The sequence below is a fragment of the Shewanella sp. Shew256 genome (genome assembly GCF_002196695.1).
Classification (GTDB): Bacteria; Pseudomonadota; Gammaproteobacteria; order Enterobacterales; family Shewanellaceae; genus Shewanella; species Shewanella mangrovisoli.
The window spans coordinates 454,284-466,054 of sequence record NZ_NAJR01000001.1 but is presented as its reverse complement, the minus strand read 5'-3'; the positions used below and the strand labels follow the sequence as shown (position 1 = coordinate 466,054).

The window sequence follows — 11,771 nt, the reverse complement described above, 5'->3', positions numbered from 1 at the left end:
CGAGTAAAGCGCGTTGTGCGATCTAGGTGGCAGTTATCAAGGATGGCATTCGTTACACTCAACTTAAGTGACCGCCAAGATGCCAATAAAGTCGATAGTATGAAAACAGATCGGATGCCAAACTCACATTCTGCCCCAATCCACCCCGCCCCCATTAAAGCCACTGAAACCTTAGCCAATGGCAACACCACGGCGGAAGTGTGCACCAATGAAACCTGCGCCACCGAAACCTTAGTCTATGATATTCGCAGGAGTCGTTATCTGAATATCACGGGTCGCTGCACCCTGCGGTGTGCCTTCTGTCCTAAACACAATGGCAGTAAACAAATTCACGAGTATCAATTGGCATTGACCCACCAGCCCAAGCCGGAGGAAATTATCCCGCTATTAGGTAAAGTGGAAGACTTTGAGGAATATGTGTTCTGCGGGTACGGTGAACCGACGATGAATCTGCCGACCCTGCTGGCCGTTGCCAAAGAAATCAAACGCCGTGGTGGCCGCGTGCGGGTCAATACCGATGGCTTAGGCAACCTAGTTCACAGACGCAACATTCTGCCCGAGTTAGCGGAGTGCGTGGATGGATTATCCATTTCCCTCAACGCCGACAATGAAGCCGCCTATAACCAACATTGCCGCCCAAAACTGGCAGGTTCCTACGCCGCCGTGAATGCCTTTATCGCCCTCGCCCCTCATTATATCGAGCGGGTTCAAGTCTCGGCGATTGAGGGATTAGAAGGGGTCGACATCGATCTTTGCCGCGAACAAGTGCTCGCCTCGGGCTGCGAGTTTAAGCACAGAGTGTTAGGCGCACTCGGCTAACCGTTCCGCGCAGCCGCATTGGGGTTGATGCATTGCTCGGGATAACAGAGTCGCCGAGCAACTTGCCACTGTCGTAACATTTCATTCGTGTTAACATAGCCTAATTAACAGTTAATCAACCCTAAATCGGCCCATGCTGAAAAAGAACCCTAACCTACACCCACTCGCGCCATTACTTTCATTGACCCAAGGGCTGCATTGGTCTCACCAACGCCTGTTGGCTGTCGCGAGCCAGTTATCGATGCTGGTGATAGGTATGATTATTTTAACTAACTTAATCATTACCTTAGGTGAACGTCGGTTACAAGAAGAATGGGCAACCCAAAGATATAGCGAACTACAAACCATAGGCACGCTGATCACAGATAAGGTCGCCTTCCAGCAATTTCGCACTCAGCTATTTGCCAAAGACGAATTACTCAAGCAGTACCTCAAAAATCCAACGGCCTCGTCTCAACAGAAATTACAGGCAAGTTGGCAGGAGTTAGTACAGCATATTCCCGAACTCCTCGGGATTGCCCTGTTCGATCCCCAAGGTAATTATAAGTTTGCGACACCTTCAAACTTTAGTCAGGACGCGCTACCCGCCGCCCTGTTAGGCTCGAGTCGTAACTTAGGCGGCAAAGAAGTCTTTACCTCGCCCTTAGAGTTTGTGCCCCTTAATGGCATGCTCGAACCCTATATGTATCAAATGACTTGGCTTGAGAAACCCGATCAAAGCTCCATGGGTTATTTGATTACCTATAACTCGATTGTGCAGATGCTAGAAGCGATAAAGCCTGCATTTTCAAGCAATAAATCACCGATGCTAGTGTTAGATACCCAAGGGTTACTCTATGCTGGAGTGAGTGAACTCGCGCCCTTAACCCATATTCCCGATACCTTAGGCGCCAGTTTGCGCCAGAGTTATCCGGCGCTGTGGCGGGAAATGTCGATGAGCAACTTTGGCCAATTCCATGGTGAAGATGCCACCTTCGTGTACCTCAAAGTCGAGTTAACTAACCAGCCTGAACTGCGCCGCGAGTACTTTTTACTCTCTTATATTCGTAATGCCGACATCGCCTCCAAGTTTTCCCAGTGGCAGAACATCGTTATCGTCGCCGCGTTAATCCTGACCTTACTCGCCGCTTGGGTGATCTTACTCAGCCATATGTATCGCCTGCAGTATCGCTCGCGCCAATACAGTATCGATGTGGCCAATGCACTATTTAACAATGATATCGGCTTTATCCTCGCCAATGAGCAGGCACGGATCATCAGTGCCAACCCCAAAGCGGCCGAGGCGACACAAGTCCCACAGGATGAACTCACAGATCGCAGCCTGCAACGTGCGCTGAATCTCGACGACCTGACCCACGCACAAATGCTCGACCAAGTGCATAGACAGGGTGAGTGGCAAGGCAAGCTGTCGCTAGACAATGATAAGGGCTCAAGACTTAGCGTGTGTGTACGCCAAGCGCCGAGATTAGGGCGCGGCTTACCGCATCTGTTAGTCTCCCTTGAAGATATTAGCGCCATGATCGATTGCCAGAATCAAGCCTTCTTAAGCGACTTACTCTGCGATACGACTGTGGCCACAGCGCTGACGGACGCCAATGGTAAGCTGATAAAAATCAATCCGGTATTCGATCAACTGATGCAGCTTAATGGCGATTTGAACCATGATTTAGCCTCACTGCTCGCCAACGATCTGGGTAACCAGTGGCAGCGGATCACCGCTCAGATCAGCATGCAAGGTCAATGGCAAGGGCAGATCCTCTGCTCGCCCAATCTGCGCCATTCAAATTGTTTACAGGCCACCTTAAAGGGCCATGTGGCCGCCGACGGTGAGATTGATTATATCATCTGTACCTTAGAGCAAGCCGCCGATAGTCTAAGGGGCGCAGAGCCGCGCAGCTTTGTGCCGCACCGCAGCACCATTTTGCAGCATCTTGCCGATTTAGAACGCTATTTTGCATCGCTTTCCCCCCAAAGCCGCAACCACTCAAGCCTGCTAGTGATGGATATCAACCCCGAGGGTTTACTCAGCCATATGAGTGATATCGACCAACTCGAGACACGTCAGCAGGAAGTGGAAGTGCAGCTCTTGCTCGAAATCCCTACCCATTACCAAATCCTTCACTGGCAACTCGGTAAACTGTTGTTGTTACTGCCAGATACCGATGCCACGGCGGCGCATCACTTCGCCCTCAATACCATAGAAAAGCTCAACAGCAATGGCTTAGGTGAAGGGATTAGCATTGGGATTGCCAGCTATCAGGAAGGACAAAGCCTAGAGCAATACCTCAGTAATGCCGAGGTGGCGCTCAAACGGGCGAAGCAGAATAACGATCAGAATATCGGCCAGGCCTTTACTCGTCAGCCTTGGCGGGCGGATTAAAGGAATCGGGTAACTTACTTTGGGTGATCTCGATAATGGCCGAGCGGTTCATGGTGATTTTGTAGCGCGCGTATTCAGGCTCTTCGCGGCCGTCCCGCAGCACTAAAATCAGATTCACTTGGTAACGACGCTCGACCGACTCATGGCTGATCTTGCCCTCAAGTTCCTTATAAATCTTGGCCTTGCCCCGCTCTAAGTAGCGGGCAAAGGGCACAAAACTGAAGTTCACTTGCTCTTGTATGGTCGAATATCCCGCCTGAAACTCGCCATGATTTACCCGAGTGGCAATCTTATAATGCAGGACTTCGGCATCGACCTTATTCTGGCTATGCCGTTGTTTTAGGATTTCGTTAACCTTCTCAGGCAAATCCTGCTGCCGCATAAATTCGAGCCAGACTAATTGCTTAGCGATCACCGACTGACTGGTGGTATCCCTTAAGATACGGCTCCAACGCGGCCGACCACGCTGAATAAAGCGCCAGAGGGCATTACGCACATCGTCCTTAAAGATTTCACGAAATCCGTAAATCACCGCCAGCGTCAGCACTAGCGCTATGGTAAAGCCGCTAAAGACGCCCTGCGCTTCGATAATCAGCGCCGATACCACCAACATCACCAATGCGGTCGCCAGCCCAGTCGTAAACTTCTTAAGGCCAATGCCTAAGGGTTTTAACTCTTCTTTGAGTACCACACCTTGCTGAATTAAGCGCCGCAATAACAGCATTTTATTCGAAATTCGGTTGGGATCTTGCTTGGTCTGCGCCGAGTTATAGTTGTTGGCATCGCGATAAGCACATTCGGTGCGGCACAGGGTCAAGACTCGTTCTTGGATGTCGGCAAAATCGCTGGTGCGGGTAGCATGGGCAAGTACTTTTAGCAGTTGCTGCTCGCAGAACCAGGAAAGATAGTTATCGGCATTCTCGAAATAGGATTTCCATTTAGGATCGCCCGGCTCATTACGGCGAAACTTTTTCAGCAGTTGCGTCACCTGCTCGCACAGCTCATCGAGCGCCAGATAGAAGTGTTCCACATCGGCGATGCGATTGAGTTCTTTGACATCGTTTTCCACCGCGACGGCAAACTGGTAGGCAAACAGGTTTAAGTACAACCGGAATTCTTCCACAGTACGGCGGTTCATACTGGCGAAACGCCCTTGCACCAGTGGCAAGTGCAGCCCTTCGGAGTAGTAAGAGCGGCGTCCCACAATCGCGCTGTGGTAATACTCTTCTTCGTTTAAAGTGTGCGCGCCTATGCCCATTTCCTTTGGTAAAAAGAAATAGAGATCGAGCTGACGATTATCGCCCTTTTCCATCTGATGGCTGAACTTAATCGACAGGGATTCTTCTTGTTTGACACGTATCTTAAACACAACAACCTTATGATTGAGATGGAAGAGTCGGCATTAACACCATGGAAAATATAATCTAAACCGAAAGCGCAGCAAATTCACTGATTAAATTCGGCTATTGACGATTCGACAGCCACAAACAGTGTTACTCGGTTGGAATAAGACAACCGCATAGTCTTGATTCGTGTCGCTATCGAGCACCTCAATGCTGAGATTGTGTCTGCCGGATTCACTAAAGTGCAAGCTGCTGATGTAGGAAAGGTATTTCATATGTTCGGGCCAAGACTTTTTATCTATGTCTTCGGACTCTGTCTTGGTTTTAACTGAAACATTGTAGGTCATGCGGTTCAGCTCCATACTCTTGACCTCGCCCTGCATCAGAATCGCACCCGCGCTTGAACCATCGAGGTTAAAGTAACGGTAATTGATTTGCGCATTGCCCGCCGAGATTAAGACATCGACCAATAAGTAGAATTTACCCTCATCCACTTGCTGCGTATGGCGGTCGAAGAGTTCTGAGCTGCAATTTAAGATCACCGCCTTATTGGAGACAGATTGCAGGTAAATCACCCCGCAGGCGACAATTAGCGCCGAGAGAATGGTTAGATTTATCGTCCACTTGAGCCACTTAGCCACAGATCCCGACCTCCTGAAGCCAGTTCACATCGATAAACTCCTTCGGCCGCCTAAAGTCGCTGATCTTCAAGTTACGGATCACCGATTGCCCGAGTTTATAACCCCGCATAGTAATGTTGAGCACCTGTTTATCGTGGGAGAGAGAGGAATACACTTCGGACCAATCACTGTGACCACAGCGACTTAGCCCTTGGCCTAAGCGGTCGCCTAACTCAAACAATAGGGTATTGTTGGTTTTCGAGTTGGCATACAAATGCAGTCGAATATGTTGACCCGAGGCTAAGGGCAAATCGGTAGAGAGCAAAGGCTGCGTCGGTACGCTGTGGTCGATGCGGCTAAGATAAAAGCCTGAAATCGCGAGCATAAATCCAAAAACCAGCAACACACTCCACCAAGGTAAGGATTGCAGCCTAGGATAGCGTAAGCTTTTTAGCTTTTGCCCTTGGGTACAATGCAACAGATAGCCTTGACCCTTGACGGTTTCTATCAGCCCCTCATATTGGGGCCCGAGGAAGGAGCGGATCATAAAGACCGCCCGCGCTAACGAAGTATCAGTCAGAGGAGGATGCGCCCCATCGCCAGTCTTCAACTCATGCTTGGAGACCAGTTTGCCTTGATGTTCAACCAACAGGCTCAACACTTGCAACTCGGCACGGGGAAGGTGCCAAGATTCATCACGAGCCTGTTCGACGAGTAAGCCACGCTCACGGTCAAACCAACAGCCCCCCACCTGCATAATTCAAACTCCAACCTATAAAATCATCGAATTAAGTCTATGCAAGCCTGCTAATGATTACTGTGATCCCGTTAACCCAAGGTGCTAAATAATTAATTTTCGTGAGCTTCCCCCGCAGGTAAATGAGCATAGAACAAAAATCTGCTTCAGCTCACAGCGATAAATGGTATTTGCAGCCCCCTAGCTTAGTGATAAATCCGCGTAAATTTACATAAATGCCACAAATAATGTGCGTTACCGCAAATTGAAATCGAGCAGAACCACAAAACCACCTAGCAAGCATCGGCTAAAACGATTGTTCTTCTCCCACCGCCAGCGATTTGGGGAGACCAAATATCCCCGGCCGCAAATCACACTATTTATTGCTGTAGTTTCTAGAATGATGTCATCAACCAATGGTTACTGATTGATAAATAAAAGCAATTAATAAAAGAGGATATTCATGATGAGCATTAATCGACGCCAAGCATTAACTCGCATTATCGGTATCAGCACGGCGGCTGCGGGCGCAACTTTAATGGGTACGTCAGCATTTGCGGCGACCAATGCCGACGGTCAATATCAATTAGCCCTCGGGGAAAAACTCAAATATGTGCCACTCGATGCCATGGCAACCGCAAAACTTGCCTACGAGACGGGTGGCGGCTGTATGCACCAAGTGTTTCATTCGGTTATCACTATGCTAGCGCAATCAAATAGTGCCGATGCCGACAAATTTAAAACCATTCCCACCGCCCTTGCGGGGTATGGTTTTGCTGGGGTCACAGGCCAAGGCACACTCTGTGGTAACCTCAACGCTATTGGTATGTTAGTCAACATCTTAGATGATATTAACGGCCAGAATAGCGCGGTTATCGCCAATACCTTCCGTTACTATGAAAACACCACCTTGCCACTATCGACCCCTGAGTTCGTTGCAGGTATCGGCTCGACAGCGGAAAAAACCGCCCTTGTAGGTAGCTCATCGAAAGCCATGAGTGTGCTGTGCCACTCCTCCATCAGTAATTGGTCACGGGCTTCTGGCCTGCCCTTCGCCAAGAAGGGTGAGCGCTGCTATCGCCTATCGGCTTCTATGGCCTATTACTTGGTTGAACTGCTAAACCGTGCCTATCAGGGCGAGAATATTGGCGCCCTCCCCGGCAGTAAACCCTCACTGGAAGCGCAGGATTGCCAAGTCTGCCACGGCAGCACCAGTACCTTAGGTTCGGCGGCAAGTGTTAAAACCGATATGGAATGCACCACGTGCCACACTGGCCACTTCAATTAAGGAGGCAGTGATGAAATACCCATTACTCGCATTAACCCTAGGTACACTCGCCCTTGTTGGCTGTGGTAGTGACGATGATAAATCCGAGGAGATCACGCCTCCGCCACCACCGCCGGTCGAAACCACAGTAAGTATCGATGAGGCCACCCAGATTAATCTGGCGGTAGAACAGTTTGACTCCAACACTGGCAGCTTAGTGTTCTCATTAACCGATGCTAACCAAGCGGCGATTACCGCCGCCAAGAGCTATGACATTTATTACTTTGGTTTCCCTAATAAGGATAAAGCCTCGTCCAATCCTAAGGCATGGAAACGCTGGCATGTGACCCAAAGCTATCGCTGTCAGAGCCAAGGGGAATGTTCGGGTCAACTGACCGAAGTCAAGAATGGCCAATATCAGTTTGAAATCGCGGGTCTCGATTGGCAGCAACAGGACCCCAGTGGCGCCGTGTCCCAAATCAAGGTCGCCATTCAGATCTATGGTGCTAAAGCCAATAATGAACTGACATTAGTCCAAGTCACACCGCAGTAATCCCATCATCGCGCCCAAAAAAAGGCATCCAATGGGATGCCTTTTTATTGCTGATATTAATGACTCCTACAAGCCCACAAATGCCCGCTGGGATAGAACTTAATCAACACGAAATCATTTAAGGTATCCATATCCACAATCTGCATATCGAAACTCATTCTGCCCTGCTCAAATAAGGCTTGGCGGGATTTTCGCACCTCGGCACGCATTAAGTCGGGCACTTCGGTTTGCAGTAGGTCCATTTTTAAATTGGCTTGGTCTAAATTCAGCTTATAAGTCATAGTGCCAGGCTCTAAGGCACTGACTTTGCCGCGGTAAATCAGCGCAGCCAAGTCTTGCCCATCCTGTGCATAGCGATAACTTAACTTAGCGTGATTAGCCTCTATCGCCACATCGAGGGCTAAGCTTTGGCTAAAGGCAGGCAGAGATTCGGCCATAAAAGGCGATTGGTACAGCTTAGCTTGGCAACTCAAATTGAGTTGCTTACTGTTAAAGCTCATGGCGTAAGTGCCCAGCACTATACTGGATAAAACCACAATTATTCCAACTACATGCCATAAACGAAACCTATGGGTTTTCGCCGTTAAATCAGAAAATTTAAGCACAGATCCCCACCATTTTTAGCCATAACTCATCAATCACATCGGCATTAAAATCCTCGGACATCATCTTGATGGTCTCGAATCTCAGCCCATCGGCATCTTCATTTTTTAGCACTAGACTCACAAACTTTTGGTCCGTTGAGATAGTGGCGGCGATGGATTGCCAAGGGAAAATGGCACAAGCCGAAACCTGCACCAGAAAGTGGTCGACTAATGGCTTCATCGAATGGTCCGTCGGCTGCCCCGTATAGAATTGGATCTCTGACAAATCACCATTATGCATAGGTAATTGCGTCGCATAATTGGGCGCGATGCTCGTGGGATGGGAGATCCGAGAGCCAACCCAAAACAGCGTTGCCAAGGTCAAGAGCATCAGCAACATAAACTGCGGCATACCTAGTTTAAAAAGCGGCGAATTAAGCTCGGTACGAGATTGTTTTCTAGGGGTGGCGTAAAGGATAAAACCTTGATTAGCAACATTAACTAATAGATGCGCCGCATCGTCACCGAGAAATAACCTTAAGCGACGAATGGTGCTATTGAGCAAGTCATCAGCACGCATAGACAATTTGAGTTGCGGCCGAATCGCCTGCTGTAACTCCATGCGCGAAACGACTTTGCCGCGCTGTGCACTCAGCAGAGAAAGTATTTGAAATTCATCCGCACTCAATAACCAGCTGCGTCCTGAAGCCGAATCAACCAGCACTTGTTCCTGTGCATTAAACCAACAAGCGCCTATTTGCATCTCGGCCTCTTTCATCATCTTACTTGAGACCGAGTATACAATTCGAGCTAAAACAACGCAGTGATCTTAATGCCACCTAACATGGTCAGATGAATAATCTGTGAAACACATCAATAAAACATTTAATGCTAAAAACAAACGACGATACATAGTGTTTCATTTGTTTTTAGAACATTGCAGCATTGAGCCACATATGTACCAAAATGCTAGCAATATAGCCAAGCGCGATCACAGGTGTCCAACGTAAATGGGCGCCGAAGGTGTAAATCCCCCTAGCCTGTCCCATCAAGGCAACCCCGGCCGCACTGCCGATGGATAATAAACTACCCCCAACGCCCGCGGTTAAGGTCACCAGTAACCATTGACCGAGGGCCATCTCTGGGTTCATGGTCAATACGGCGAACATCACTGGAATATTATCGACAATCGAAGACAACAGACCAATAGCCACGTTGGCATAAGTTGCATCCCAATGGGAATACAGTGCCTCAGACACTAAGCTCAAATACCCCATAAAGCCAAGGCCGCCCACACATAACACCACACCGTAGAAGAACAGTAAGGTATCCCATTCGGCGCGGGAGATCCGGCTAAACACATCGAAGGGCACCACGCTGCCAAGTTGTTGTAGTCGTTGTTTATCCTGACGTAATTCCGCCTTTGCACGCTCACGGGCAACGGATTTGTCGAAGGTCTTACGCAGGTAATAACCAAAGAACTGTAGGAAGCCCAGACCCGTCATCATCCCAAGCACAGGTGGCATGCCGAAGAAGGAATGAGCACACACTGCCGTCGCAATGGTCAGCAGGAATAACGCCACGATACGTTTAGCACCGGGTTTAGTGTACACCTGCTCTTTTTCTGGCTCTGGCACATAACGTGGAATAAACACGCTCATAATCGCCGCAGGCAAGGCAAAGTTGACCAAGGCGGGAATAAACAGATGGAAGAAGTCAGCAAAGTGCACTAAGCCCTTTTGCCACACCATCAGGGTGGTGATATCGCCAAAGGGACTAAAGGCACCGCCCGCATTCGCCGCGACCACAATGTTAATACACGCCAGCGTAATAAATTTGCGCTGCCCCGCGCCGACCTTCATCACCACGGCACACATCAATAATGCTGTAGTTAAGTTATCGGCCACCGGTGAAATGAAGAATGCCATAAACCCCGTCAGCCAGAACACAGTTCGCAGGCTAAATCCCCGTCCGACTAACCAACCGCGAATTGCATCGAATAAGTTACGTTCCTCCATGGCGTTGATATAAGTCATCGCCACTAAGAGGAAGAGTAATAACTCGGCGTATTCCAGTAGATTGTGCTTAAAGGCCGCCTCGGAAACCTCCGACATGCCATTTTGCACATACACAAAACCTATCATGCCCCAAATAATGCCGGCTGCGACCAATACGGGTTTGGATTTACGCAGGTGTAGCGCCTCTTCGGCCATCACCAAAATATAGGCGAGTACGAAGACGCATACGGCAATATACCCCACTGATGCAGCGGTTAAATCGAGCCGTTCTGTTCCTTCGGTCATTGCCCAAACTGCTGGTGAGAATCCGCTCAATATTGCAACGCAGAATAGGCTAGCTAGCACCACTCCACTGTTTTTAAACCACCGCTGTAATTTCATCAAAGTTGATCTCTGCAAGGGAAATTAGTTCGAAAATTACCATAGCTCGGGCTCTGTAAATTTTGACAAAACGCAACTTTCTATGCATTTCCCGATAACCAAGGGCATCTACAACATTAATTTTTGTATAACTACAGACATAACTAATAAAGAATTAACTAACTTTGTTTCAAGTTAGTCCAAAAACAGCCAATAAAAAAGCACCTCTCGGTGCTTTTTTATTGATATCAATCACATTGATTAGAACGAATAGAGCAAGGTCATATTTGTTTCGGTATCAGTGCTCTTTTTATCATCCAGCGGCTCGCTGTTGTAACGCACGATAATCGCAAACTTCATCGCCAAGGCGCCAATAATATTGGCCGTCAGCGAGGTTTCTGAACGCGCATCTAATTTATCGCCGTAGTCGGCCACAAAACGTTGCTGGAATTTTGAGGTTTCAGTGATTTCAGTTTCGAAGTTAATCACGCCGTGGGCAACCACGCTGTCATTCGAATCTGTGCCTTCTAGCAGGGCTTGCTCTGAATCGAGGCGCTGATAGATGTAACCGGGACCGATTTCCACATCCAAGAAGGTCTTGCTGGTGTCATAGAGTCTGTGACCATAACCCGCAGCACCTGATACTGTGTAGTCATAACCGGTAAAAGGGTCAACTTCGTAGTTAGCGTTGGCAAACAGATAGCTGCGATCTGTCATCTTATAGTTGCCTTGAGCACCCGCTAAATAACGTTTAGCTGTCACTTCACCCGTATCTTCTTTGTACAAACCTTCTAAAAGATATTGGTTTTCCCAGTCACCCAGTTCGTGTTTTAGGCTTAAGCGGCCCTTATAGGATGAGGTATCGGTGTTACCTGTGGTTAAGGTTGCACCTAACTCGGCTTCACCTGCGAATGTCTTGTCGCCTTTTACAAAATCGGCTCCCGCATTAGCCATAAATGGCGCAGTCATTAATAGCGCTGCGGTCAGTACTTTCTTCATGTTTATCCGTTCCTGTTGCGTTTTATCCCCTAAAAAATCTGCGCAATACTAACATTTACGATTAAAAAATGAAAATTCAACGGTTTTTTGCA

11 protein-coding genes are annotated in these 11,771 nt (G+C 48.5%); 4 read left to right on the top strand and 7 right to left on the bottom strand.

The genetic code is table 11. The features are described from left to right. Nucleotides 1-114 precede the first annotated feature (114 nt). Together B5P39_RS02005 and B5P39_RS02000 are read left to right on the top strand one after the other, a co-directional pair. Entirely contained in the window at nt 115-819 is a 705-nt protein-coding gene (locus tag B5P39_RS02005) for a TatD family nuclease-associated radical SAM protein (protein ID WP_088210398.1), read from the top strand. A gap of 133 nt (nt 820-952) precedes the next feature. Further along, a complete protein-coding gene (locus tag B5P39_RS02000; RefSeq protein WP_088210269.1) occupies nt 953-3,199 on the top strand; it encodes a PAS domain-containing protein in 2,247 nt (748 codons plus the stop codon). Here B5P39_RS02000 and B5P39_RS01995 read toward each other — a convergent pair. The 3 genes from B5P39_RS01995 to B5P39_RS01985 form a co-directional block, all read right to left on the bottom strand. After that, entirely contained in the window at nt 3,171-4,568 is a 1,398-nt protein-coding gene (locus B5P39_RS01995; RefSeq protein WP_011718144.1) for a hypothetical protein, read from the bottom strand. The two genes, B5P39_RS02000 and B5P39_RS01995, sit on opposite strands and share 29 nt — an antisense overlap. Nucleotides 4,569-4,652: 84 nt before the next feature. Beyond that, nucleotides 4,653-5,183, bottom strand: a complete 531-nt coding sequence (locus B5P39_RS01990; protein ID WP_011718145.1) for a hypothetical protein — start codon at nt 5,181-5,183, stop codon at nt 4,653-4,655. Beyond that, entirely contained in the window at nt 5,176-5,919 is a 744-nt protein-coding gene (locus B5P39_RS01985; RefSeq protein WP_011718146.1) for a winged helix-turn-helix domain-containing protein, read from the bottom strand. The genes B5P39_RS01990 and B5P39_RS01985 overlap by 8 nt, the downstream gene beginning before the upstream one ends. A gap of 445 nt (nt 5,920-6,364) precedes the next feature. On the opposite strand from B5P39_RS01985, the gene B5P39_RS01980 reads away from it, so the two are divergent. Both B5P39_RS01980 and B5P39_RS01975 read left to right on the top strand, forming a co-directional pair. Then, the gene (locus tag B5P39_RS01980) at nt 6,365-7,186 is read left to right on the top strand and encodes a cytochrome C (protein ID WP_164717971.1); all 822 of its coding nucleotides are present in this window, start codon (nt 6,365-6,367) and stop codon (nt 7,184-7,186) included. 10 nt (nt 7,187-7,196) lie between these two features. Then, the gene (locus B5P39_RS01975) at nt 7,197-7,718 is read left to right on the top strand and encodes a hypothetical protein (protein WP_088210268.1); all 522 of its coding nucleotides are present in this window, start codon (nt 7,197-7,199) and stop codon (nt 7,716-7,718) included. Nucleotides 7,719-7,774: 56 nt separating this feature from the next. Here B5P39_RS01975 and B5P39_RS01970 read toward each other — a convergent pair whose 3' ends face one another. From B5P39_RS01970 to B5P39_RS01955, 4 genes are all read right to left on the bottom strand, one after another. After that, a complete protein-coding gene (locus tag B5P39_RS01970) occupies nt 7,775-8,254 on the bottom strand; it encodes a hypothetical protein (protein ID WP_254915673.1) in 480 nt (159 codons plus the stop codon). 61 nt (nt 8,255-8,315) lie between these two features. Further along, a complete protein-coding gene (locus B5P39_RS01965) occupies nt 8,316-9,065 on the bottom strand; it encodes a winged helix-turn-helix domain-containing protein (protein WP_088210266.1) in 750 nt (249 codons plus the stop codon). Nucleotides 9,066-9,231: 166 nt separating this feature from the next. Further along, a complete protein-coding gene (nhaD, locus tag B5P39_RS01960; RefSeq protein WP_011718151.1) occupies nt 9,232-10,701 on the bottom strand; it encodes a sodium:proton antiporter NhaD in 1,470 nt (489 codons plus the stop codon). Between the two features lie 240 nt (nt 10,702-10,941). Further along, nucleotides 10,942-11,679, bottom strand: coding sequence for a DUF481 domain-containing protein (locus tag B5P39_RS01955; protein WP_011718152.1), 738 nt, complete (start codon nt 11,677-11,679; stop codon nt 10,942-10,944). Between the last annotated feature and the right edge of the window lie 92 nt (nt 11,680-11,771).